The following is a 22,693-nucleotide window of genomic DNA, read 5'->3' as shown; positions in this document are numbered from 1 at the left end:
CATGACGGACTTCGTGATGGTGGCGGGTGCGTGGCTGGGTGCGTGGGCCTGGGACGAGGTGGCGGGGGAACCGCGTGCGTCGGGGCACGGCGCGCATCCCCTCTCGCTGTCCGGACTGGCCGAGAGACAGGGGCAGCACGCCGATCAGCGGACGCACGTCCAGGACATCGTGACGGAGGTCGAGCGGCTCGGCCTGCGGGACGTGGTGCTGGTCGGGCACAGTTACTCCGGCGTCCCCGTCGGCCAGGCCGCCGAGCGGATCGGTGAGCGGCTGCGGCGCGTGGTCTTCGTGGACTCCGACGTACCGGTGAACGGCGCGTCCTTCCTGTCCGGCTGGCCCAGTGAGCAGGTGGTTCGGGAGCTTGAGGAGAACGACGGCTTCTGGCCGCCGCGCACCGTGGAGGGGTACGCGGGACAGGGGCTCACAGAGGAGCAGAGGGCCCGCCTGGCGGCCGGCGGCACCCCTCACCCGGGCGCCACCCTCACCGAACCGGCCGTCCTGGAACGCCCCTTGGCGGAGCTTCCGGGGACGTACATCCAGTGCCTGCTGGAGGGGGACGACCTGATGCCGTCGGTGGCGCGGCTGGTCGAGGAAGGACACTGGGAGCTGATGACGATGGACACCGGCCACTGGCCGATGATCTCGCGACCGCGGGAGTTGGCCGGGCTGCTGGCGACGGCGGGACGCGACCGGGAGGCCGCTCCTCCCCTCCCGTCCTGAGGGAGCCGTTCCCGCCTCTGGACGCGTCCGGACCAACTGGTCAGTATCATCAGGGTCGCGACGCCGGACTCCACGGCTCCACAACTCCGCGACTCCGCGACTCCACGACGAGAGGCGGGACACCCGGATGGGCAAGCACTGGGCGGATTTCCAGTACGAGATCTATCTGCACGGGATGTCGGGGGCGGTGCCGCGGCTGCCCACCGATCTGACCCGGCTGGAGGAGCTGACCGCACAGCGCCTGGGCCCCGGCCCCGTCGGGTATGTGGCGGGAGGCGCGGGCGACGGCAGTACGGCCCGCGCCAATCGGGAGGCCCTGCGGCGGCGCAGGATCGTGCCGAGGATGCTGCGCGATGTGCACCAGCGGGATCTGTCGGTCGAGGTGCTGGGTCGCGCGCTGCCCGCGCCGCTGGCCCTGGCGCCGATCGGGGTGCTGTCCCTCATGCATCCGGACGCCGAGTCCGCCGCCGCCCGGGCCGCCGCCGCGCAGGGGGTGCCCTATGTGCTGTCCTCGGCGTCCAGCACCCCGATCGAGCAGGTCGCCGAGGCGATGGGGGACGCGGAACGCTGGTTCCAGCTGTACTGGTCCAAGGACCGGGAGGTGACGCGGAGTTTCCTCGGCCGGGCGAGGACGTCCGGGTTCTCGGTGCTGGTGGTCACCCTGGACACCCCGCTGCTGGCCTGGCGGCCACGCGATCTCGACCAGGCGTATCTGCCGTTCCTGCACGGTGTGGGCACGGCCAACTACTTCACCGACCCGGCGTTCCGGGCGGGGCTGGCCAAACCGGTCCACGAGGATCCGAACGCGGCCGTGATGCACTTCGTGGGCCTGTTCTCCGATCCCGCGAAGACCTGGCCCGACCTGGCGTTCCTGCGCGAGAACTGGGACGGCCCGATCGTGCTGAAGGGGGTACTGCACCCGGACGACGCACGGCTGGCCGCCGAGGCCGGGATGGACGGCGTGGTCGTCTCGAACCACGGCGGACGGCAGGTCGCCGGCGCGATCGGCGCGGCCGACGCCCTGCCCCGGGTCGCACAGGCCGTCGGCGACCGGCTGACCGTGCTCTTCGACAGCGGTATCCGCACCGGCGACGACATCTTCAAGGCACTGGCCCTCGGCGCCCGCGCGGTCCTGGTCGGCCGACCGTACGCCTACGGCCTCGGCCTGGACGGACAGCCAGGCGTGGAGCACGTCATCCGCTGCCTGCTGGCCGAACTCGACCTGACCCTCGCCCTGTCCGGCCACACGACACCGACTTCCGTCACCGCGACAGACCTGGTCGAGGGCCCCGGGGAGGCGGGGGGAGCCTGAGGCTCGGGGGAGGCGGAGGGCTGGGGGCTGAGGGCTGAGGGCTGGGGGCTGGGAGCCAGGGGCTGGAGGCTCGGGGCCGGGGAGACCCGGCAGCCGGAGTCGGGCCGGGGTGAGGGGCCGGGCACCGCGGGGAGCCGGGATTCCGGGAAGCGGGGGATGTCGGGGACGTCGGGGGCGTCGGAAGGCTCGGGAGGCTGGAAGGGGGCCGGAGCTGGGGCCTGTCGTTCGGATCAGCCTGGCTGTGGGAAGCGGTGCTGTTCGGTCGGGCCCAGTGGGGTCTGGTGCGTGGAGCTGCAAGGCGGCGGTGCGGAGCGTCGGCAACCGGCGACAACGCCGCTGGGGGTGCCCCCACGCCTTTCGGGCGGTGGGGGCGGGTGCCGGACCCCGCGACGCCGGGATCGGCGGTGGGGCTTGCGCGTCGCCGGTCCGGGGTTGCCGTGCCGCTACTCTTCCGCCGGCTCCGCCGCCCTCGGCGATGCGTTCGCGTTCTCCAGGGACAGTGACCCCGGCCCCGCGGGCGGGTCCGTGCGCCAGCGTTGGCCCGCCGAGCCGTCCCGTACCTTCACGACGATGTCGGCGGCCAGGTCCTCCGTGGTGGAGGCGAGGGCGAGGCGTTCGTCCCAGCGGGGCAGCAACTCGCCCTGGACGGTGAGGTCGTACCGGACGTCGTCCGCCCGCTCCGCGCGCTGGTCGGCGCAGCGGCCGACGATGACCACGCCCGCGTCGACCCGCGAGTCCAGGCACAGGCCGGGCTCGACCGCGCTGCGCAGCAGGCCGTCACGGTCGTACGACCAGAGTTGGGTGGCCTCGTCGGAGCAGACCGCCAGTTCGGTGCCGGCCCCGTCCTTCGCCTCGCCGCGGATGTCGAGGCAGGCGTCGGCGGCGATGTTGCGCAGCCGGGTGCGGGGCGGGATGCCGGGCAGTCCGGCTTCGCGAGGCGGGGCGGAGACCCCGGCACCCTGGGTGCCACCGCCCCCGCTGCCGTCGGCGGCGACCGGGTCGGTGGCGCCGCCGTCACCCCACAGGGCGGTGCCGAGGACCGCCGCGAGCAGTCCTGAGGTGACCACGCCGACCCCGGTCAGCAGGGCCCGTGAGGGCCGGGCGCCGACCGGTGCCCGGTACCGCAGCGGGAAGGTGATCCGGCGCCGTCCGGCCGCCGCGGCACGGCGTGCCGCGGCCCGCCCGCGCTGGCCCTGCTGGACCCGGCCGGGCCGTGAGTCACAGTAGCGGCGCGCTCCCCAGCCGAGCACGGCCTCCGCGAGGAGAAGGTCCAACCCGCCCTCGAAATGGCTCAGTTGCTCGGCCGCGTCACGGCAGTACCGGCATCCCGCGAGATGCTGCTGCACATCAGGGAGCAGTGCTCCCCCACGGCGCAGGGGAACGTCGAGGAGCCGGTTGTGGTAACCGCAGTCCTTGCTCGGCGTGAGTTCGCGATGGGCGCGGACGAGCCCTTCCCGGAATGCGTCCCGGGCATGTTCGAGTGCCACCGAAGCGCTGCCGACATCCATCCCGAGCAGTTCGGCGGGGACGGATATCGGCTCGGCCTCGACCTCGGTGTGCCAGAGCAGGCACTGGTCCACTCCGGGAAGGCCGTGGAAAGCACGTTCCGCCAGGGCCCGGTTTTCCGGTGTCAACGACGTGGCGGTGCGCAGGCCGCGCCCGCCCGCCGGTTTCCGCACCTCCGGGAGGGCGGCGGCGATCCGGTCGTCCGCCGACCAGAGCCGGACGGTGTCGCGCACGGTCACCAGCAGTCCGGGGCGCAGCGCGACCCCCGTCCCGCCGTGCGTGAGCCGCTCGCAGACCTGGTGGAAGGCGGCGCCCGTGACCATGTCGGCGAGGTCCGCGGAGGTCGCCAGGCAGATCACGGCGTAGTCCCGGACGGCACTCCAGTGCCGGGCGATCAGCAGGGCGGTGGCGTGGGCGACCTCCCCGTCCGCGCCGCCGCCGAGCCGCGCCGCGAGGGACTCGTCGGACGCGCCGGTGGGCCGGCCGGGCGCGGGGTGGGGTGGACCGAGGGGGTGGGGGGTGGGCACTGAGCGGATTCCTTCCCACGCGCGCGTGACACACAGGATTTCTCTTCGCCGGAAAGGCGGCCCGTGTTGTGGATGCGTACCTTTTGGCGTGCTCGGGGGTGTGAATGTGTCCGTGGTCTGCCGGACTTCGTTCACCGACGGGCCCTTGGGCCCCGGCCTTTCCCCCAGGGAGGTAAACCCTCGCACAGCTCCCACAAGGCCAACAAGGCCAACAAGGCACTTGGGCAACATCCATAACCCCGAGGGAAAGTCCGGCGACGGGACGTGCAGTTCGCACGGGCCGGCATTTCTCCCTTTCCCGCGCCCCGGGTGAATCCCGCACACGCATCGGGGCGCCGCGCACACTCCCGGCCCACCCGGGCCGGGAGTGCACTGGCCGTGGCCCCCTCCGGTGAGGCCACGCGCGGGACGGCGGTTCTCCCAGCGGTTCTCCCGCGCGTCAGATCTGCCAGGACCGCAGCCGGTCCGCCGCCCCGTACACGTCGGTCTTGCTGTCGATCAGATCGCGGGCGAGGTCGACGAGCGCCCCGTAGGGCGGGTCGATGCCGACACCGCTGACGAACATGTAGGCCACCGCCGTGGCGCAGGCGAAACGGGCGTTGGCCGCCGGGAGCGGTTTGAGCAGGGCGAGGGTGTGCAGCAGCGCGGCGGCCCGCCAGGCGGGGTCGGAGTCCACGCCGAGCCGGGGCGGATCCACGCGGTGCCGGGCGACGGCGGCGACCAGCGCGGAGAAGTCGTTGACGGTCGGCTGGTCCGGCAGCACCTCTTCGTGCCGTTGGAGCAGCCAGGGGACGTCGATATGGATGACGGGTCCGGTCATCGGTCAGCCGACCGCCCCGGCTTCCTTGGGGGACGGTTCGTCCTCGGGGAACGCGGCGGCGAATTCATCCGCATGGGACGCGAAGAACTGGCGGAACGCCTCCGCCCCTTCCTGCAACGCCCGGTGTCGCGCTATGTCGGCGGCGGCGGCCTCACGCACGAGCGCCTTCATCGACGTACCGCGTTCCTTGGCGATCTGCCGGAGATCCTCCAGTTCGCGGTCACTGAACTCCACATTCAGAGCTGGCATGCCCCAACGGTACCGCCGGGGTACTGGCGAGTAAATATCGCCTGTTCATCGGCAGCGTACGGCGGTACCGGAGGGTCGTACCGGGAGTGAGGTCGGGGTCCGATTCCCGCCAGCGTGCGCCGGGCGTGCCGTACGAGACTACGAGGACGGGCGAGGCAGGAGGAGACCGCCATGACGACGAAGATGACGAAGATAACGAAGATGGCGAAGAAGGTGACGACACCTACTGCCGCGCAGGCCCGTCGCCGGGTCGCCGGGACCGACTGGGCGGCGCTGGCCGGGGAGTTGGACCGGCACGGCTGTGCGCCCACCGGACCGTTGCTGACGCCCGCCGAGTGCCGTGCGCTGACGGCGCTGTACGACGAGCCGCAGTGGTTCAGGACCCGGGTCGACATGGCGCGGCACCGCTTCGGCTCGGGCGAGTACCGCTACTTCACACACCGGCCGCCCGCCCCGGTGGCGGCGCTGCGGGCCGCGCTCTATCCACGGCTGCTGCCGATCGCCCGGGAGTGGGCGCAGCGGCTCGGCCGTCCCGCGCCCTGGTCCGACACGCTGGAGGAGTGGCTGGAGCGGTGTCACGAGGCAGGCCAGGACCGCTCGGCGCAGATCCTGCTGCGCTACACGGAGGGCGACTGGAACGCCCTGCACCGGGACGTCTTCGGCGATCTGGTCTTCCCGCTCCAGGTGGTGATCGGTCTGGACGCGCACGGCGACGACTACACGGGCGGCGAGTTCCTGATGGTGGAGCAGCGGGCGCGCGCCCAGTCGCGGGGCATCACGACCGTGCTGCCGAGGGGCCACGGTCTGGTGTTCACCACCCGCGACCGGCCGGTGCGCTCGGCGCGCGGCTGGTCGGCCGGGGCGATGCGGCACGGGGTGAGCACCGTCCGCTCGGGCCGCCGCCACGCCCTCGGGCTGGTCTTCCACGACGCCTCCTAGGTGCCCGCCCCAAAGGTGAGACGTGGGTCACATGAGGCTGATCCCTGTCACATTCCGCAGCGCCGGACCCCTCCCCGTAGTGAGCGAGCGCACTGCTGCGGAGGCACACCCATGTCCGACCCGTTGTCCGGCCCCTCGTCCGGCCCCTCGTCCGGCCACCCACCCGTTCCCGCCCCTGACCGCCCTGACACCGTGGAACGCCCCGGGAAGGGGGAGCGGGTCGCCGACTGGTTCGACGGCCGGCTCGGCATCCACACACTGGGCAGGCGGTACCTGCGCAAGGTCTTCCCGGACCACTGGTCCTTCCTGCTCGGCGAGATCTGCCTCTACAGCTTCGTCATCCTGATCCTGACCGGCGTCTGGCTGACCTTCTTCTTCCATCCGTCGATGAACGAGGTGGTGTACGACGGCAGTTACGTGCCGCTGAACGGGGTGCGGATGTCGGAGGCGTACGCCTCCACGCTGGACATCAGCTTCGATGTGCGCGGCGGGCTGCTGATCCGCCAGCTCCACCACTGGTCGGCGCTGGTCTTCGTGGCGGCGATGCTGACGCACATGATGCGGCACTTCTTCACGGGCTCGTTCCGCAAGCCCCGTGAGGTCAACTGGCTGTTCGGCTGGACGCTGCTGTTCCTCGGTATGTTCGAGGGCCTGTTCGGCTACTCGCTCCCGGACGATCTGCTGTCGGGCACCGGGATGCGGTTCGTCGCGGGCGCGCTGCTGTCGGTGCCGGTGGTGGGGACGTATCTCACGATGTTCCTGTTCGGCGGGGAGTTCCCGGGCGACGACATCGTGGGGCGGTTCTACTCGCTGCATGTGCTGGTGATCCCCGGGATCATGGCGGCGCTGGTGGTGGCGCACATCCTGCTGGTCGTGTACCACAAGCACACCCAGTTCCCGGGGCCGGGCCGCACGGAGCGCAATGTGGTGGGCGCCCCGTTCATGCCGGTGTACCTGGCGAAGGCGGGCGGGTTCTTCTTCCTGGTCTTCGGGGTGCTGACGGCGATCGCGGCGGTGGCGGCGGTCAACCCGGTCTGGAGCTACGGCCCGTTCCGCGCCGACCAGGTCTCCACGGGCGCCCAGCCGGACTGGTATCTCGGTTTCGCCGAGGGCCTGGTGCGGGTGATGCCGGGCTGGGAGATCACCCTGTGGGGGCACACGCTCGTCCTGGGGGTGTTCATCCCCGTCGTCGTCTTCCCGCTGCTCCTGCTGTTCATCGGCGTCTATCCGTTCATCGAGGCCCGCTTCACCAAGGACCGGCACGAGCACCATCTGCTGGACCGGCCCCGCGACCGGCCCGTGCGCACGGCGATCGGGGCGGCCTGGATCAGCCTCTACCTGGTGCTGCTCGCGGGCGGCGGCAACGACCTCTTCGCGACCAGGCTCCATCTGTCGATCAACACGGTGACCTGGGCGGTGCGGATCGCCGTGTTCGCCGTCCCGGCGGTGGTCTTCGTCGTCACCCGGCGGATCTGTCTGGGGCTGCGGCTGCGGGACCGGGAACAGGTGGCGCACGGCCGCGGGACCGGCCGGATCAAGCGGCTGCCGCACGGTGAGTACGTCGAGGTCCACGAGCCCCTCGACCCCGGCCGCCGGGACACCCTGACCGCCCATGAGCGGCCGGGTCCGTACGTGGAGCACGAGCGGCCGGCGGAACTGGTCGAGTCGTCCGCCGCTCCTGACCACACCGAGGGGCCACGAGTCCCGCCGCCCGGGCCGGCACGGGGTTCCGGCTGAGGGCGACGCTCGCCCCCGGCCCCGCTCCGTGAGGGGCGGGGCCCGGGGGCCGGGGGCCGGGCGGCCCCCTGGGGGCCGGCGGGCCGGGCAAGCGCGGCAGGCGTGCCGGGCCCGGGCGGGGGCCATGAGGGGCGCCCAAGGCCGTGAACCAGGCCCTGGGAGCGCTTCCAGCGCAGGACGCCCGGTACCACCCGTTCCCGCCCATCAGCCCGCGTCAGCGGCTGACGCCGGGCGGGGCGACCGGGCGGGGCGGCGCGGTGAGCGATCAGGGGCTTCCGCCGACCAACGAGCCCGGTCCGGTTCGCAACGGATCGCCGATGACCGGGCGCTGACTGAACGTCAGCCGAATGCGTCGCTCGCCCGGCGTCCCGGCCACGCCCCGAACGCCAGATCGGCCGAATCTCGTCCTTGACCGCCTGGCGTGGATCGGCACCGGTTAGGGGGGCTCGCCGATCGGGAGGCGCCGGGACGCACTACGCTGGAACCCAAGTGACGCACTTGTGCACCGTGCGTGTGCGCGTAGGAGTGGCGACGATGAGCCCGGAGTACCCGTTCGACGATGCCGCGACGGCTCGGGCGGTCATCGACGCCCAGGGTGATCTCGCGGAATGGGGCGAGGGCGCCCACCGGCTGCTGGGCTGGACCGCCGCCGAGGTCGTGGGCCGCCCCGCCACCGCGCTGCTGGGCGGCGAGTACCCGGTCCCGGACGGCGAGCGCTGGTCCGGAACGCTCACTTTGCGCCATCGTGACGGTCGTACCGTCCCGGTGTGGCTGCTGGCCCATCTCGTCCGCTCCCCCGACGGCCACCACGACCGGTGGACGGTGGTCACCCCGCTGGACCAGGGACCACCGGCCGCCGCCGGCGACCCGTTGAGCAGCGCCGTGCTCACCCAGTCCCCGTGCGCGGTGGCCGTCTACGACGAACGGCTGCGGCTGCACACCCTCAACAACGCCATGGCCGAGGTGATCGGCCTGCCCCCCGAGCACATCCGGGGACTGCTGGTGTCCGAGATCGGCGGGACCCCGCAGAGCGAGGACCTGGAACTCCAGCTGCGCCATGTGCTCACCACCGGACACGCCCTGGACGTGCAGACGACGATCCGGGTCGGCCTCACCGACCGCACCCGGGCGTGGCTGGCCCGCATGGCGCCGGTCACCGACGCGGACGGCCGGGTGCGCGGGGTGTGTCTCGCCGCGCACGATGTCACCGAGAGCCACATCGCCCGCGAGCAGCTGCAACTGCTCAACGAGGCCAGTGTGCGCATCGGCAGCACCCTCGACATCACCCGCACCGCACAGGAACTCACGGATGTGTGCGTGCCCGCGCTCGCCGATTTCGTCAGCGTCGACCTGCTCGACCCGGAGGCGTACGGCGGTGAACCCCCGCCGCGGCTGACCGCCCCCGTCGAGCTGCGCCGTACCGCGCACCGGTCGATCACCCCCGGCACCCCGGAGGCGATGGTCAGGCCGGGCGACGTCGAGAGCTATCCGGAATCCTCCCCGCACGCGGCCTCGCTGATGGCGGGGCACACGATCCTCGCCTCGGTGGCGGCGGGCGATCTGGACCCCTGGCTGGCCACCGCCACCGACCGCGCCGAACGGGCCCGGCGGCTCGGGGTGCACTCCAGCATGTCCGTACCGATCCAGGCCCGGGGCATCACCCTGGGGGTCGCGGTCTTCACCCGGTTCCGGCGGCCGGACCCCTTCACCGAGGACGACGTCCTCCTCGCCGAGGATGTCACCGCGCGGGCCGCGATCTGTCTCGACAACGCCCGGCGCTACAACCGTGAGCGGCAGACGGCCCTCGCCCTCCAGCGCAGCCTGCTGCCGCGCACCCTGCCCCGCACGGCGGCCGTGGACGCGGCCTCCCGCTATCTGCCGGCCGCGCGGGCCGGAGTGGGCGGCGACTGGTTCGACGTGATCCCGCTGTCCGGGCTGCGGGTGGCGATGGTCGTCGGTGACGTGATCGGTGAGGGCGTCCAGGCGTCGGCGACCATGGGCCGGCTGCGGACCGCCGTACGCACGCTCGCCGACATCGATCTCGCGCCGGACGAGCTCCTCACCCACCTGGACGATCTGGTGCTGCGGCTGTCCGAGGAGTCCGGCGGCGAGAGCAGCCCCGGTGAGGTGGGGGCGAGCTGCCTGTACGCGGTGTACGACCCCGTCTCCCGGCGCTGCGCCATGGCCAGCGCGGGGCATCCGGCGCCGCTGCTGCTGCCGCCCGGCGGGGAACCCCGGCAGGTGGAGGTGCCGGAGGGGCCGGCGCTGGGGGTGGACCGGCTGCCGTTCGAGACCGCCGAGCTGTATCTGCCCGAGGGCAGCGTGCTGTCGTTCTACACCGACGGGCTGCTGGAGAACGGCGACCACAGCCACGAGGAGGGGCGGCGGCTGCTGGGCGAGGCTCTCGCGGACTTCGACGGTTCGCTGAACGAGTCCTGCGACCACATCCTGCACACGCTGCTCCCGTCGGGCGGCGCCTGCGACGATGTGGCCCTGCTGCTGGCCCGTACCCGGGGGCTGCCCGCGTCCTCCATCGCCACCTGGGACATCCCGGCCGACCCGGCACTCGTCGCGCCCATCCGCAAGCAGGTGGTCGAGCGGCTCGACGCCTGGAACCTGAGCGCGGAGTCGTTCACGACCGAGCTGGTGGTGAGCGAACTGGTCACCAACGCCATCCGGTACGGAGCGCATCCGATCCGGCTGCGGCTGATCCATGACACGGACACCCTGATCTGCGAGGTGTCCGACACCAGCCACACCGCGCCCCATCTGCGCCGGGCCCGCACCTGGGACGAGGGCGGCCGGGGGCTGCTGCTGGTCGCCCAGCTCACCCAGCGCTGGGGCAGCCGCCACACCGCCGAGGGGAAGACCATCTGGGCCGAACTGGGGCTCGTCGACGACGGGGACTGAGGTCGGGGCGCGGGGCGCCGGTCACGGTTCACCGTTCCTCGCGGTCACCGCCCCCGGGCCGGTCACCACGGTCCCGGCGGTCGTCGCCGTCCACGTCGTCCACCTCGTCCACCCCGTCCACCTCGTCCGCGCCGTCCTCGCACACGTCGTTCCGGTCATCCCGGTCGTTCCGGTCGTTCCGGTCCTCGCCGTCGTCCCGGTCAGGGCGGTGGTCGCGGTCGCCGTCCGGGCGGCAGGGACTCTGCCGCGGCCCCGGCGTTCGTTCCGTCGGGGACGGCCGCGGGGGCTTCGAGGGTTCCGGGGAGGCCGCGGTGTCCCGGGCCGGGGCGGGGCGGTCGTCGGGGGACGCCGTGCCCGTGTCCTCGCGGTCGGCCCTGGTCGTCCGCAGGTCGGGGCCTGGGTCGAACTCCCAGCGCTGGACCCTGCCGTCGTCGCGCGGCTTGACCGTGAGGGCGCCCGAGCCGTCGGTGGCGGCCGGGGCGAGCGTGAGTCCCTGGTCCCAGCGGGGCACGAGGGCGCCCCGGCGGGTGAGGTCGTAGCGGACCTCCTCGATGTCGGCGCAGACGTCGAGCCGTACGGAGTGCCCGACGCTGGAATCCACACACAGGCCGGGATCGGCGACGCTGCGCAGCAGCCCGTCCGTCTCGTACGACCACTGCTGGGCCGGTGAGCCGGAGCAGACGGCGAGTTCGGTCCGCGCGCTCCTGGTGACCTCGCCGTCGGCGGGGGTGAGGCAGAGACCGGAGGCGGCGTTGCGCAGTCGGCCCCGGACCTCCTTCTCGGGTGGCGCGGCGGCGTCGATGCCGGAGGGGTTCGGCCCGGGTCCGGGGCGGTCGGTGTCCGGGGTGGTCTGCGCGGCGACCGGCATGCCCTCCCCGGAGTCGCCCGCGGCCCACAGGCCGAGCGGGACGGCGACGAGCGCGCCCACGGTGACGAAGGCGGCGGCGCGGCCCCTGCGGCGGGCCGCGGCGCGGCGGGCGAGGACCCGGGGTGCCGGTGGGCGGGGGCCCCGGGTGGCCGGGGGGACGGAGGTGTAGGGCTCGCCTGTGGGTGCCGGGCCCGTGGGTGCCGGGCCCGTGGGTGCCGGGCCCGTTGGTGCCGTCCCGGTGGTGGGCGGCGGGGGCATGAAGGCGGGGCCGTCCGGGCGGGGCGGGAGGTCGGCGGCCGGTGGGTCGGCGGCCGGTTCGAAGCGGGCGGCGCGGGCGGTGACGTAGGGGCGGGCGGCCCAGCCGAGGACGGCCTCGGCGAGGAGTGTGCCCAGTTCGGTGGGGAACCGTCCGAGCTGGTCGGCGGCGTGCCGGCAGTGCGGGCAGGCGTCGAGGTGGGTGGCGAGGTCGGGGTCGACGGGGGTGCCGCCGCGCCGGTAGGTGACGTCGAGCATGCGGCTGAAGTGGCGGCAGCGCGGTGAGGGCGCGAGGTCGTGATGGGCCTGGACGCACTCGGCGCGCAGCCGCTCCCTGGCTCGCCGCAGTTCCAGGGCCGCGGCCGTCTCGTCCAGGCCGAGCAGGGCAGCCGGGGTGGTGAGCGGGTCGGACTCGGCCGCGGTGTGCCAGAGCAGACAGCGGGCCGGCTCCGGCAGTCGGTGGAACGCGGCCGTGAGGAGCCGTCGTTCGGAGGGCGGGAGCAGCGGGGCCGGGGGGCCCGGGGCGTTGTCGCGGCGCAGTGCGGGGGCGAGCAGTGCGCGCCGGTCGCCGGTGGCCCATTCCGCCGCCAGGTCACGGACGGTGAGCAGGAGGACGTATCGCCAGGTCGGCGTGGTGTCACCGCGCGGCGGCACCGCGCCGAGCTGCCTTGTGAACGCGGCCGTGGTGAGCATTCCGGCGGCGCGGGAACCGTCGGTGCACAGCCTTGCGTAAGCGAAGGCCGCCTCCCAGTGCCGGTCGAGCAGTTCACCGACGCGATGGGGCACGAGGTCCGGGGAATCAGAGGGGTCTGCGGGGAGCACGGCTGCATTCCTCTCACAGGACATGCGGCGGGCGCACAGTTTGCACACCGACTGACCACACCTTGGCACAGGCCCCCAGACGGGACAAGGGACATCCGGAATCTCCGGTCGGTACGGCTACGGCCCTGTGGGGAGCGGTATTTGAACCTGTGTCAACTTCTCGGCGAGCCCGTGGAACGAAGCCGGCGCGGTGTCGACAAAGTGGTAAGAGTTCCTGTCGACCCGCTGGGTCCGCTCGGCTCACCCACCTGGTCCGACCGGCTCGACCGGTTCGACAAGCCCGCCCCGCCCGGTGGTTCCGGCCGGGCCCCGGCCTGTCCGGCCGGAGCGGGGCGGGCTCGACGGGTATTTGCTTCAGCGATGCGCCGCCCGCTCAGTGACCGGCGACGGGGTGGGCGGTGTAGGCGCGCTCCAGTTCCTCGCGCTCCTTGTCGCCGAGGACCAGGTCGACGGCGGCGACGGCGTCCTCGATGTGTCCGGGCTTGGCCGCGCCGACGATCGGGGCGGTCACCGTCGGCTGGTGCAGCAGCCAGGCGAGGGCCACCTGGGCGCGCGGGACGCCCCGCTCGGCGGCGATCCGGGTGACGGCCTCCACGATCGTACGGTCACCGTCCTGGTAGAGGGTGCCGCCGAACCTGTCGGTGGCGCTGCGGTCGGTGGTCGTGTCCCAGTCGCGGGTGAGACGGCCCCGGGCCAGCGGGCTCCACGGCAGCACCCCGACGCCCTGGTCCGCGCAGAGGGGCAGCATCTCGCGCTCCTCCTCGCGGTAGATGAGGTTGTAGTGGTTCTGCATGGAGACGAAACGCGTCCAGCCGTGGGCCTCGGCGGTGTACTGGGCCTTGGAGAACTGCCAGGCGTACATCGAACTCGCCCCGATGTAGCGCACCTTGCCCGCCTTCACCAGGTCATGCAGGGCCTCCATCGTCTCCTCCACGGGGGTGTGCGGGTCCCAGCGGTGGATCTGGTAGAGGTCGATGTAGTCGGTGCCGAGGCGGCGGAGACTGTGGTCAAGCTCCGTCATGACGGCCTTGCGCGAGAGACCGCGCCCGTTGGGGCCGGACCGCATCGGCTGGTGGACCTTGGTGGCGAGCACGATCTCGTCCCGGTCGGCGTAGTCGCGCAGCGCCCTGCCGACGATCTCCTCGCTGGTGCCGTCGGAGTAGACGTTCGCCGTGTCGAAGAAGTTGATGCCGGCGTCGAGGGCCTGCCGGATCAGCGGGCGCGCGGCCGTCTCGTCGAGGGTCCACTCGTGCGCGCCCCGGGCGGGGACGCCGTAGGTCATGCAGCCCAGACAGATCCGGGAGACGTCCATTCCCGTCGAACCGAGCTTCACGTACTGCATCGTCGCTGCTCCTGCCGTCGTGTACGGGGCCACAGGAAGCCTACGACTTCAGCGTCCCAGCAGATCCAGTGCCCGCGCCCAGCCGAACCCCGGCCGCTCCCCGTCCGCGTCCGGTGTCCCGGAGTACGGTTCGCCGAAGCGCACGCCCATGGCCCGCAGCCGGGTGAGGCTGTCCTGGTAGGCGGGGTGGGCGGTGTGGGCGGGGGCGACACAGGGCAGGACGGCGACCGGGACGCCGAGGCCGGACGCCTCGCAGAGGGTCGCCACGGCGAGGGTGTCGGCCAGGCCCGCCGCCCATTTGTTGACGGTGGGCCCATTTCCGGAAGCCTACTGAAGGGGAAGAGCCCGCTGGTGAGGGGCTGGGCGGGGAGCGGCTACCGGAGCGGGAAGGGCTGTCCGTGTTCGGCGGCGGGGCGGGGGCCGTGGATGCGGCGCTCGTGCTCCTCGATGCGTACGTCGTCGATGCTGGCCTCGCGGCGGGTCATCAGGCCGTGGGTGTCGAACTCCCACAACTCGTTGCCGTAGGACCGCCACCACTGGCCGTCGGTGTCCCGGCACTCGTACTGGAAGCGCACCGCGATGCGGTCGCCGTCGAAGGCCCAGAGGTCCTTGCGCAGGGCGTAGTCCTGTTCGCGTTCCCACTTGCGGGTGAGGAAGGCGACGATCTGCGGGCGGCCGGTGACGAAGATGTCGCGGTTGCGCCAGACGGAGTCCTCGGAGTAGGCGAGGGCGACCTTGTGCGGGTCGCGGGTGTTCCAGGCGTCCTCGGCCGCCTGCACCTTGCGGGCGGCGGTCTCCTGGGTGAAGGGCGGCAGGGGCGGGCGGTCCATGGGCTGCTCCTCGGGGTGTCACCAACGGGGAGAACGGCCGTTCTCCGCCGAGGGGACCACCGTAGAGAACGACCGTTCTCTGGGTCAAGCGGGTCGGACCAGGGACCGGATCGTCTCCTCCGCCCCGGCCAGGGACGCGGCGGCCAGGTCTTCGAGGCCGGCCAGGTGGTGCAGGACGTCGACGCGGGTCAGTTCGGCGGCGACGACGGTCAGGTCGGTGACGCCGAGGTTGCCGAAGTAGGCCCGCAGGTAAGGGGCCTGGAAGTCGGACCGTTCGCGCGGTGTGCCCGGTCCGTACGCGCCGCCCCGGGCCAGGACGCAGATCACCCGCGTGTCGCGCAGCAGGCTCTCCCCGGAGTCCGGATCGGTGAAGGCGCCGGGGAAGGTGACCCGGTCGATCCACGCCTTCAGGGAGGCGGGCACCGAGAAGTTGTACATCGGCACACCGAGCAGGAGGGTGTCCGCGGCGAGGAGTTCGTCCACGAGCGGGGCGGTCTGCCGCCACTCCCGCTCCTCTGCGGCGTCCGCGATCAGCGCGGGCACCTTGGCGGGTGGGACGAAGCCCTCGCGCTCCACCCGGCGGCCGAGGGTGGTGTAGGCGGGGGTCAGCGGCGGTACCGGGTCGGCGGACAGGTCGCGGTACCGGTGGCCGCGCTCCCCGTGCCGGTCCCGCCAGCCGCTCACGAAGAGGCCGGTGAGCCGCCGGGACACCGAGTCGGCGGGCAGGTCGGCGCTGGAGTCCAGGTGCAGCAGGGTCGGGTGGGGCGTGGCCGTCTCGCGTGTCCTGGGTGTGAGCGGGGTCATCCGTGGTCACCTCGGTCGTCGTGGGTTCGTCACAGGGATGACGGGGCCGCACGAGGAAAGGTGACCGATGGACGTCCAGGACGATCTCGCGCGACGGTTCGAGGAGCAGCGCGGGCGGCTGCGCGCGGTGGCCCACCGCATGCTGGGCTCGCCCGACGAGGCCGACGACGCCGTGCAGGAGACCTGGCTGCGGCTGAGCCGGACCGGGGCCGAGGAGGTCACGAATCTGCCGGGCTGGCTGACGACGGTCCTCTCACGGGTGTGCCTGGACCTGCTGCGGGCGCGCGCGGCACGGCGGGAGGAGCCCTACGAGCCGCCCGCGCCGGAGTCGTCCGGTGCCGGGAACGTGCCCGAGGAGGAGGCGGTGCTGGCCGACTCCGTCGGGCTGGCGCTGCTGGTGGTGCTGGACCGGCTCACCCCGGCGGAGCGGGTCGCGTTCGTGCTGCACGACCTGTTCGCGATGCCGTTCGAGGAGGTCTCCCGGGTCGTGGACCGCTCCTTGCCCGCGGCGAAGAAGCTGGCCAGCAGGGCGCGGCACAAGGTGCGGGGCGGCGGGAACGCGGTGCCCGGCGGCGGGCTCGACCGGCGACGGCGGGTGGTCGAGGCGTTCCTGGCGGCGGCGCGGGGCGGGGACACGGCCGCGCTGCTCGCCGTCCTCGCACCCGAGGTCGTACGCCACGCCGACCCGGCCGTGCTGCCGCCGGGCGTGCCGAGCGAACTGCGCGGGGCGCGGGCGGTCGCCGAGGGGACGCTGCTGCTGCGGGACCGGTCCCGGTTCGGGGCGGTCGCCCTGGTCGACGGCGCGCCCGGGATCGTGGTGGCGCCGGGCGGCCGGCTGCTGTGTGTGCTGCGGGTGGTGGTGGACGGGGAGCGGGTCGCCTCGTACGAAGTGATCGCGGACGCGCGGCGGTTGGCGGCGGTGGAGGTGCGGGTGCTGGAGGGGGTGATGTGAGTCGGTCGGCGGGCGTTGCCGGGGCCCGTGGCGACCGGCCCGTGCGGGTGGGTGGTCGGTGACGGCGTTGCTGTCGGGCGTGCTGATGGACCGCGCCGGGGGGGTGCGCGGGGTGCCGGGGCCGGGCCGGCCGGGTGCGTGCCGCCGTCCGTGGTCGTGTCGGTGGTGGCGGTCATGGGTCTCCCCTGTTCTGATGTGTGCTCGGTCGTGCGTCTGCCGAGGTGTCGTCGGCCGCTTGGCGTACGCGTCGGTCATCACGGTGCGGGTCGGCGGTCGGTGGCGCGAAGACGTACCGGGTAGGTGCTGTGGGCGAGCCGTGGATGAATCCGGTGGTTGCCCGTGTTGGCGCAGGGGTAGACGCGGTGCGGATGGACCGCGAGGCAGTGGGAAGGAATGCGCATCATGCCTCTTGAAGGTGAGTACGAGCCGAGCCCGACGAAGTGGGTGGAGGAACAGGTCGACCTGTACGAGCGGACCGGCGGTGCCGAGGGGAACCATCAGCCGGGCGGTGACCTGCCGGTGGTGATCCTGACCAGTGTGGGCGCGAAGAGCGGCAAGCTCCGCAAGACCCCGCTGATGCGGGTCGAGCACGACGGGCGGTACGCCGTCGTCGCGTCGCGGGGCGGCGCTCCCCAGCACCCGGTCTGGTACTTCAATCTGAAGGCCGACCCGAGGGTGGAGCTCCAGGACCGTGCGGTGAAGCAGGACATGACCGCACGTGAGCTGAGCGGCGCCGAGCGGGAGGAGTGGTGGGCGCGGGCGGTCGAGGCGTACCCGCCCTACGCCGAGTACCAGCTCAAGACCGACCGGGTGATCCCGGTGTTCGTGGTGGAGCCGACCGGCGGGCACTGAGCCGGAGCACGGCGCCGGGGGCCCGGGTTCCGGTTGCCGTGATGCAGGCTGGCGTGCCTGATTCCGGTTGGGTGCGGGGGTCTTGAGCGGAGGGAAACTCTCCGCGACAGGCATGCATAAATCTGACGGGGCCCGGGCACTCGTCAGTCAAGCCCCGCCGTGTTCCCCCGTCGCGGCGGGGCTTCCCACCGCTCGGTGCGCCGGGCGGTGGACGCTTCCCCCGAGAGACCCCCCGCCCGGCAAGAGTCGCCTCGCCCGGCGGGGGCTCCTTCTCCGGCGGATCTCCCTACGTCTGGCGAAGGGTGAAGGTGTGGCCCGCCGGGTCGGCGCAGACGCGTTCCCCGGCCGACCCCGACGAGTCGTCCAGCTCCAGGATCCGTCCGCCGAGGCCGATGATCTCGCGCTCGGCGGCGTCCAGGTCGGGGACGAGGAACTCCAGATGGGCCTGGAAGGAGTCGTCCGGTCGCGGCCAGCTCGGCGGAGTCACGGTCGCGTCGCGGCGGAACGCGATCCGAGTGCCGTCGGCGGCCTCGACGTCCACGCGGTCGAGGCTCACCTCGCCCTCCTCGGCCCCCAGCAACCGTCGGTAGAACTCCGCGAGTTCGGCGGGCTCGGCGCAGTCGAGCACCACCACCCCCGTGTGCAGCAGTGCCATGGCCACTCGTCTCCTGTCGTGGGTCCGGGATCGGTACGTGTCCTGGATCGGTACGTGTCCTGGATCGGTACTTGCCGGATGTCCCGGAGCGGCGCTTTCAGTCCCGGAGGCGGGGGTTCCGTGTATGGGATGCGGGAGCCCGGTGAGCGGAAGGCGGGAGTCCGGTGCGCGGAAGGCGTGGATCCGGTGCCTGGAAGGCGTGGGATCTGCGCCTGGGGCCCGGTTCGGTCACTCCCCCGACGGACCCGGACGCCCCTCACACAGATGAACTCGCTCTCAATTCGACGACATATGTCAATCGAACATGCTGGAATTCCTTCTATCGGGGGTAACTTGCTGGGCATAGAACGGTGTTGGGCCGAGTTCCCGGGTCAAGAGGCAGGAGGCGATGTCGTCGTGCAGCAGGACCCCGCGCCGCTCACCCGGCATCTGCGCGTTCACCGGGTGCGGGGCCACACCGTGCTGGAGTTCCGGGGTGAGATCGACATCGCCGCGGCGGCGGAGATCGCGCCCGCCCTGGACGTCGTCACCGCGCGCCCCGGCTCGCTGGTCGTGCTCGACCTGACGCACGTCGAGTTCTTCGACTGCAGCGGGCTGCGGCTGCTGTACCGGGCCAGGAGCCGGGTACTGGCCCGTGACGGCCGGCTTCTGCTCGTCTGCGACCACCCGCTGACCCTGCGCGTCCTGCGGGTGACCGGGCTGGCCCGGCTGCTGCCGCCGCTGCCCACCCTGAAGGCGGCGACGGAGCGACCGGGAGCGGCGTCCGGCTCCGTGTGACGCCCCGGCCGCCCGGCGGGCTCACCAGGTGACCGGCAGGCGGAGCGGGAAGCGGCGGATGGTCTCCGTGTCCCACTCGATCGCGGCGGCGGGCTCGGCGAGCCTCAGGGCCGGGAAACGGGCGAGCAACCCGGTCACCGCGATGTCGAGTTCGGCCCGTGCGAGCGGGGCCGCGACACAGTGGTGGCCGCCCCAGCCGAAGGTCATGTGCGGGTGCGCCGGCCGGCCCAGGTCGAGACGGTCGGGGTCGGCGAAGACCTCGGGGTCGCGGTTGGCCGTGAGGTAGGAGACATGGACGTAGTCGCCCGCGCGGATGAGGATGCCTTCGACCTCCGTGTCCTGGAGGGCGATCCGGGGAATGCCCACGCCCTTGCGGAAGGGGATGTACCGGAGCAGTTCCTCGACGGCGAGGGGGACGCGGGCGGGTTCGCGCACCAGCGTGGCGCGCTCCTGGGCCCGGGTCAGCAGCAGATAGGCGATGTTGCTGATCTCGCAGGTGGCGGTGTCGTTGCCGCTGAGGATGAGGGTGACGGCGAGGACCGCGAGTTCGTCGTCGCCGAGCGGCTTCTCACCGTCCGGGACCTCCGCGGCGGCCATCGTGCTCAGCAGGTCCTCCCCCGGCCGGCGCCGCCGCTGCGGCACCAGTTCGGCGAAGTACGCGCGCAGCCGGGCCTTGGCGTCGGCGGCGTCCTGGCGGGTGCCGGGGGCGGTGGACAGCAGCCGCATGGCGTAGTCCCGCAGGAGGTCGCTGTCGGCCTCGGGGACGGCGAGCAGTTCACAGATCGTCAGGTGCGGCAGCGGGACCGACAGATGGGTCACGAGATCCGCCGGCGGCCCGGTCTCGGCCATCGTGGTGAGCAGGTTCCCCACCACCCGCTCCACGGCGGGCCGCATGGCCGCCACCCGCTCCCGGGTGAACGCCTGGGCGGCCACCCGCCGCAGCCGGGTGGCGTGCGGCGGGTCGGCCACATTGACCGACTCCGGCGAGACGATGGGCTCGGGCGTCATCCTCGGGTAGTCCCGGCCGACGATCGCCGCCCGGCTGAATCGCGGGTCGCAGGTCACCTGCCGCACCCCGGCGAAACTGGTCACCAGCCACGCCTCGGCCTCGCCGTACGGCAGCCGGATCCGGCTGACCGGGCCCCGCCCGGCCAGTTCGGCGAGCGACGGGTCGAACTCCAGGGCGTCACTGAAGTCGAAGGGGCAGGCGGGGACGGGCGGGTTGGGCGACGGCATACAGGGCTCCTTCGGCTGCGCGGCACAGGTTCCGACCTGCCCAACGCCGCTTACGCCCAAAAGGGCGCGCGGAGTCACGGACACGCCCCAGGCCCCGTGCTCGCACGCCCCCTACGTCCCCCTGTCTGCTGTGCCCTGCGCTGCCTGCGCTGCCTGTCCTGTCTGCCCTGACTGTGCTGTCTGCCCTGACTATGCTGCCTGTGCTGCCTGTCCGGCAGGCCCCGTCCGCCGGTCCCCCGCCGCCACCGGCCGTGCGCCGCTCACCCCTGCGGTGCCGTGCCGAAGCGCAGGAAGCCCGCGGCGCGCGGGGAGAAACTGGCCGGGCACTGGTCGCCGAGGCTCTCCCGCAGTCCGGCGGCGACCCCGGCGTCCGGCTCGCCGAACACCTCGAACTGCTCCACCACGCAGTGCTTCATGACCTCCTGGATGTGGGGGTCGGCGAGCTTCCAGTGCAGGCGCACGGCGTCGGAGTCCTCGTAGACCTGGAAGCTGTGCGCGAGCATCTGCTCCTCGTCCACGAAGGTCTGCACCATGAGCTGGGGTCCGTGCCGCTCCGCGAAGTCCACGGCCTGGGCGATGGCTTCGCGGAAGCCCTCCAGATGGCCGGGGGTGATGCGCATGGTGTTGCGGAAGAGAATGATCGTGTCGTTCTGAGTGGTCATGTGGTGATCCTTGAACGTCAACCGCACTTGAGGTCAAGGGCCGGTTCCGGAAGGCGGGAGCGGCCCGGATCCCGAGGTGGGAGCGGCCGGGACCCGAAGGCCGGGACAGCGGGCCCAAGATGGTCCGGACCAGAGTCTTGACGCCCTCTTATCTCACCACTTAAATCAAGTCGACCCCACCCGTTCCTCCCCCTCCACCCCCCACCTCGGCAGGCGCTCCGTCCTCCGGGACGTCTGCGGAAGGGAGAGCCGTGGCCACTCCACGTCTGCTGCGCACCTGTCTGCTCGCCGCCCTGTCCGCGGTGATGGTCGGCTCCGCCGCCGTCGCCGCCCCCGCGACCGCGCCCGCCCGGGCCCAGGCCGAACCGGTCGGCACCCAGGCGGTCGTCTTCTCCGACACCTTCGACGGCCCGGCCGGTGCCGCTGTCGACGGTTCGAAGTGGCAGATCGAGACCGGCGACAACGTCAACAACCACGAGCGCCAGTACTACACCGCGGGCAACGGCAACGCGGCCCTCAACGGACAGGGCCAGCTCGTCATCACGGCCCGCCGCGAGAACCCGAACAACTACCAGTGCTGGTACGGCCGCTGCGAGTACACCTCGGCGCGGCTGAACACCGCGGGCAGGTTCACCGCCCAGTACGGGCATGTCGAGGCCCGCCTGAAAGTGCCGCGCGGGCAGGGCATGTGGCCGGCGTTCTGGATGCTCGGCAACGACCTGGGGCAGGTCGGCTGGCCCGCCTCCGGCGAGATCGACGTCATGGAGAACGTGGGCTTCGAGCCCGCCACCGTCCACGGCACGCTCCACGGCCCCGGCTACTCCGGCTCCGGCGGAATCGGCGCGGCCTACTCGCTGCCCGGCGGTCAGGCGTTCGCGGACGGCTTCCACACCTTCGCCGTCGACTGGGCGCCCGACTCGATCACCTGGTCCGTGGACGGCACCGTCTACCAGCGGCGCACCCCGGCCGACCTCGGCGGCCGTCAATGGGTGTTCAACAAGCCGTTCTTCCTGATCCTCAACCTGGCCGTCGGAGGCTACTGGCCGGGCGACCCCGACGGTTCGACCGTCTTCCCCCAGCAACTCGTCGTGGACCATGTGTCGGTCACCACCGGCGACACCGGCACCGGTTCGGCCATCCGGGGGCCGGCCGGGAAATGCGCCGACGTGGCCGGCGGCAGTTCCGCGAACGGGACCGCCGTACAGCTCTACGACTGCAACGGCAGCGCCGCCCAGCGCTGGACCGTCGGCTCGGACGGCACCCTGCGGGTGCTCGGCAAGTGCCTGGACGCCACCGCCGGCGGCACCGCGGACGGGACCAGGCTCCAGCTCTGGGACTGCAACGGCTCCGGCGCCCAGCGATGGACGGTCAGCGCCGCCCGGGACATCGTCAACGTCCAGGCGAACAAGTGCATGGACGTGACGGGCGCCAACACGGCCAATGGCACCCGGCTCCAGCTGTGGACCTGCAACGGCACCTCGGCGCAGAAGTGGACGGTCGGCTGAGCCCCCGCTCCCGCCCCCGGGTCCCGCCCCTCCCCCGGGTCCGGCCCTCGCCCCCGGGGGCCGGCCCGTCGGGTCGGGACGATCCGGACGACAGGCCCTAGCGTCGCCGCGGAGTCCAGGTGAACTTGTCGCCGCCCACCCAGCGGACCACGTCGGGATCGTCCAGGTCGTGGACGACGATCCCCCACTCGGCGGCCACCAGGAGGACATCGGTGACGGTCCTCGCCTCACCGACCATCTCGCCGTCGATCTCCACGATGCGGAACGGCGGAGTGCCCGGCTGTACCGCGAGCACCAGGATCCGCGGGTGCGAAATGTACGGACTCTCTACTTCGGTCATGTCTAGAGACTAGATCGACTTCGTCATGAGTGATCTGTCGATTCGTCCCGATCGGTATCCTCCGGACCTCGG

Annotated in this window: 20 protein-coding genes and 1 pseudogene; 9 read left to right on the top strand and 12 right to left on the bottom strand. The window is 72.5% G+C overall.

Annotated features, from left to right (window positions below; translation table 11 throughout):
• Position 1 precedes the first annotated feature (1 nt).
• The gene (locus ACIQNG_RS09785) at positions 2 to 721 is read left to right on the top strand and encodes an alpha/beta fold hydrolase (RefSeq protein WP_401483673.1); all 720 of its coding nucleotides are present in this window, start codon (positions 2 to 4) and stop codon (positions 719 to 721) included.
• Between the two features lie 127 nt (positions 722 to 848).
• Entirely contained in the window at positions 849 to 2,033 is a 1,185-nt protein-coding gene (locus tag ACIQNG_RS09780; RefSeq protein WP_401483671.1) for a lactate 2-monooxygenase, read from the top strand.
• Positions 2,034 to 2,476: 443 nt separating this feature from the next.
• Here ACIQNG_RS09780 and ACIQNG_RS09775 read toward each other — a convergent pair whose 3' ends face one another.
• The 3 genes from ACIQNG_RS09775 to ACIQNG_RS09765 all read right to left on the bottom strand — a co-directional run bounded on the left by ACIQNG_RS09775 (position 2,477) and on the right by ACIQNG_RS09765 (position 5,135).
• Positions 2,477 to 4,066, bottom strand: coding sequence for an RICIN domain-containing protein (locus tag ACIQNG_RS09775; protein WP_401483669.1), 1,590 nt, complete (start codon positions 4,064 to 4,066; stop codon positions 2,477 to 2,479).
• A gap of 439 nt (positions 4,067 to 4,505) precedes the next feature.
• Positions 4,506 to 4,886 (bottom strand): toxin Doc, encoded by a 381-nt coding sequence (locus ACIQNG_RS09770; protein WP_401431728.1) that lies wholly within the window; start codon positions 4,884 to 4,886, stop codon positions 4,506 to 4,508.
• Positions 4,887 to 4,889: 3 nt separating this feature from the next.
• On the bottom strand, positions 4,890 to 5,135 hold the full coding sequence (locus ACIQNG_RS09765) for a hypothetical protein (RefSeq protein WP_401431725.1): 246 nt from the start codon (positions 5,133 to 5,135) through the stop codon (positions 4,890 to 4,892).
• A gap of 201 nt (positions 5,136 to 5,336) precedes the next feature.
• Here ACIQNG_RS09765 and ACIQNG_RS09760 point away from each other — a divergent pair, with 201 nt between their 5' ends.
• The 3 genes from ACIQNG_RS09760 to ACIQNG_RS09750 all read left to right on the top strand — a co-directional run bounded on the left by ACIQNG_RS09760 (position 5,337) and on the right by ACIQNG_RS09750 (position 10,721).
• Entirely contained in the window at positions 5,337 to 6,074 is a 738-nt protein-coding gene (locus ACIQNG_RS09760; protein WP_401483883.1) for a 2OG-Fe(II) oxygenase, read from the top strand.
• 111 nt (positions 6,075 to 6,185) lie between these two features.
• Positions 6,186 to 7,811, top strand: coding sequence for a cytochrome bc complex cytochrome b subunit (locus ACIQNG_RS09755; protein ID WP_401483667.1), 1,626 nt, complete (start codon positions 6,186 to 6,188; stop codon positions 7,809 to 7,811).
• Between the two features lie 534 nt (positions 7,812 to 8,345).
• Entirely contained in the window at positions 8,346 to 10,721 is a 2,376-nt protein-coding gene (locus ACIQNG_RS09750) for a SpoIIE family protein phosphatase (RefSeq protein ID WP_401483665.1), read from the top strand.
• A 28-nt stretch (positions 10,722 to 10,749) separates the two neighbouring features.
• Here ACIQNG_RS09750 and ACIQNG_RS09745 read toward each other — a convergent pair whose 3' ends face one another.
• The 5 genes and pseudogenes from ACIQNG_RS09745 to ACIQNG_RS09725 form a co-directional block, all read right to left on the bottom strand.
• Positions 10,750 to 12,666 (bottom strand): ricin-type beta-trefoil lectin domain protein, encoded by a 1,917-nt coding sequence (locus ACIQNG_RS09745; RefSeq protein WP_401483663.1) that lies wholly within the window; start codon positions 12,664 to 12,666, stop codon positions 10,750 to 10,752.
• A 373-nt stretch (positions 12,667 to 13,039) separates the two neighbouring features.
• Positions 13,040 to 14,008: an aldo/keto reductase gene (locus tag ACIQNG_RS09740; RefSeq protein WP_401483661.1), complete on the bottom strand. Its 969-nt coding sequence runs from the start codon at positions 14,006 to 14,008 to the stop codon at positions 13,040 to 13,042.
• A gap of 48 nt (positions 14,009 to 14,056) precedes the next feature.
• A pseudogene (locus tag ACIQNG_RS09735) lies at positions 14,057 to 14,408 on the bottom strand (flavoprotein); the annotation flags it as partial.
• Complete coding sequence (locus ACIQNG_RS09730; protein ID WP_401483659.1) at positions 14,383 to 14,838, bottom strand: DUF1348 family protein; 456 nt, start codon at positions 14,836 to 14,838, stop codon at positions 14,383 to 14,385. The pseudogene ACIQNG_RS09735 and the gene ACIQNG_RS09730, both read right to left, overlap by 26 nt.
• An 84-nt stretch (positions 14,839 to 14,922) precedes the next feature.
• Positions 14,923 to 15,642 carry an FMN-dependent NADH-azoreductase gene (locus tag ACIQNG_RS09725; protein ID WP_401483658.1) on the bottom strand — a complete coding sequence of 240 codons (720 nt, stop codon included), beginning with the start codon at positions 15,640 to 15,642 and terminating at the stop codon, positions 14,923 to 14,925.
• Between the two features lie 67 nt (positions 15,643 to 15,709).
• Between ACIQNG_RS09725 and ACIQNG_RS09720 the strand changes: the two genes are divergently transcribed.
• Both ACIQNG_RS09720 and ACIQNG_RS09715 read left to right on the top strand, forming a co-directional pair.
• Positions 15,710 to 16,594, top strand: coding sequence for a sigma-70 family RNA polymerase sigma factor (locus ACIQNG_RS09720; RefSeq protein ID WP_401483656.1), 885 nt, complete (start codon positions 15,710 to 15,712; stop codon positions 16,592 to 16,594).
• Between the two features lie 402 nt (positions 16,595 to 16,996).
• Positions 16,997 to 17,446 (top strand): nitroreductase family deazaflavin-dependent oxidoreductase, encoded by a 450-nt coding sequence (locus ACIQNG_RS09715; protein ID WP_401483654.1) that lies wholly within the window; start codon positions 16,997 to 16,999, stop codon positions 17,444 to 17,446.
• A gap of 286 nt (positions 17,447 to 17,732) precedes the next feature.
• Here the strand turns inward: ACIQNG_RS09715 and ACIQNG_RS09710 are convergent, their stop codons facing one another.
• On the bottom strand, positions 17,733 to 18,101 hold the full coding sequence (locus tag ACIQNG_RS09710) for a VOC family protein (RefSeq protein ID WP_401431703.1): 369 nt from the start codon (positions 18,099 to 18,101) through the stop codon (positions 17,733 to 17,735).
• 396 nt (positions 18,102 to 18,497) lie between these two features.
• On the opposite strand from ACIQNG_RS09710, the gene ACIQNG_RS09705 reads away from it, so the two are divergent.
• Complete coding sequence (locus tag ACIQNG_RS09705; RefSeq protein WP_401483652.1) at positions 18,498 to 18,878, top strand: anti-sigma factor antagonist; 381 nt, start codon at positions 18,498 to 18,500, stop codon at positions 18,876 to 18,878.
• A gap of 21 nt (positions 18,879 to 18,899) precedes the next feature.
• On the opposite strand, the gene ACIQNG_RS09700 is transcribed toward ACIQNG_RS09705, so the two are convergent.
• Together ACIQNG_RS09700 and ACIQNG_RS09695 are read right to left on the bottom strand one after the other, a co-directional pair.
• On the bottom strand, positions 18,900 to 20,114 hold the full coding sequence (locus ACIQNG_RS09700) for a cytochrome P450 (RefSeq protein WP_401483650.1): 1,215 nt from the start codon (positions 20,112 to 20,114) through the stop codon (positions 18,900 to 18,902).
• Between the two features lie 260 nt (positions 20,115 to 20,374).
• Positions 20,375 to 20,776 carry a hypothetical protein gene (locus ACIQNG_RS09695; RefSeq protein ID WP_401483648.1) on the bottom strand — a complete coding sequence of 134 codons (402 nt, stop codon included), beginning with the start codon at positions 20,774 to 20,776 and terminating at the stop codon, positions 20,375 to 20,377.
• A gap of 251 nt (positions 20,777 to 21,027) precedes the next feature.
• On the opposite strand from ACIQNG_RS09695, the gene ACIQNG_RS09690 reads away from it, so the two are divergent.
• A complete protein-coding gene (locus ACIQNG_RS09690) occupies positions 21,028 to 22,281 on the top strand; it encodes a lectin (protein WP_401483646.1) in 1,254 nt (417 codons plus the stop codon).
• A 97-nt stretch (positions 22,282 to 22,378) separates the two neighbouring features.
• Here the strand turns inward: ACIQNG_RS09690 and ACIQNG_RS09685 are convergent, their stop codons facing one another.
• Entirely contained in the window at positions 22,379 to 22,621 is a 243-nt protein-coding gene (locus ACIQNG_RS09685; RefSeq protein WP_401483644.1) for a hypothetical protein, read from the bottom strand.
• Positions 22,622 to 22,693: the final 72 nt, after the last annotated feature.

The organism is Streptomyces sp. NPDC091377, assembly GCF_044757045.1.
Lineage (GTDB): Bacteria > Actinomycetota > Actinomycetes > Streptomycetales > Streptomycetaceae > Streptomyces.
This window is presented reverse-complemented; position numbering and strand designations above follow the sequence as displayed.

Bases quoted from the DNA above. Each gene is read 5' to 3' on its own strand.
- ACIQNG_RS09755 (WP_401483667.1), top strand. From the start codon at position 6,186: ATGTCCGACCCGTTGTCCGGCCCCTCGTCCGGCCCCTCGTCCGGCCAC.
- ACIQNG_RS09695 (WP_401483648.1), bottom strand. From the start codon at position 20,776: ATGACCACTCAGAACGACACGATCATTCTCTTCCGCAACACCATGCGC.
- ACIQNG_RS09730 (WP_401483659.1), bottom strand. From the start codon at position 14,838: ATGGACCGCCCGCCCCTGCCGCCCTTCACCCAGGAGACCGCCGCCCGC.
- ACIQNG_RS09715 (WP_401483654.1), top strand. From the start codon at position 16,997: ATGCCTCTTGAAGGTGAGTACGAGCCGAGCCCGACGAAGTGGGTGGAG.
- ACIQNG_RS09770 (WP_401431728.1), bottom strand. From the start codon at position 4,886: ATGACCGGACCCGTCATCCATATCGACGTCCCCTGGCTGCTCCAACGG.
- ACIQNG_RS09760 (WP_401483883.1), top strand. From the start codon at position 5,337: ATGGCGAAGAAGGTGACGACACCTACTGCCGCGCAGGCCCGTCGCCGG.
- ACIQNG_RS09725 (WP_401483658.1), bottom strand. From the start codon at position 15,642: ATGACCCCGCTCACACCCAGGACACGCGAGACGGCCACGCCCCACCCG.
- ACIQNG_RS09765 (WP_401431725.1), bottom strand. From the start codon at position 5,135: ATGCCAGCTCTGAATGTGGAGTTCAGTGACCGCGAACTGGAGGATCTC.
- ACIQNG_RS09710 (WP_401431703.1), bottom strand. From the start codon at position 18,101: ATGGCACTGCTGCACACGGGGGTGGTGGTGCTCGACTGCGCCGAGCCC.
- ACIQNG_RS09720 (WP_401483656.1), top strand. From the start codon at position 15,710: ATGGACGTCCAGGACGATCTCGCGCGACGGTTCGAGGAGCAGCGCGGG.
- ACIQNG_RS09685 (WP_401483644.1), bottom strand. From the start codon at position 22,621: ATGACCGAAGTAGAGAGTCCGTACATTTCGCACCCGCGGATCCTGGTG.
- ACIQNG_RS09700 (WP_401483650.1), bottom strand. From the start codon at position 20,114: ATGCCGTCGCCCAACCCGCCCGTCCCCGCCTGCCCCTTCGACTTCAGT.
- ACIQNG_RS09780 (WP_401483671.1), top strand. From the start codon at position 849: ATGGGCAAGCACTGGGCGGATTTCCAGTACGAGATCTATCTGCACGGG.
- ACIQNG_RS09785 (WP_401483673.1), top strand. From the start codon at position 2: ATGACGGACTTCGTGATGGTGGCGGGTGCGTGGCTGGGTGCGTGGGCC.
- ACIQNG_RS09740 (WP_401483661.1), bottom strand. From the start codon at position 14,008: ATGCAGTACGTGAAGCTCGGTTCGACGGGAATGGACGTCTCCCGGATC.
- ACIQNG_RS09750 (WP_401483665.1), top strand. From the start codon at position 8,346: ATGAGCCCGGAGTACCCGTTCGACGATGCCGCGACGGCTCGGGCGGTC.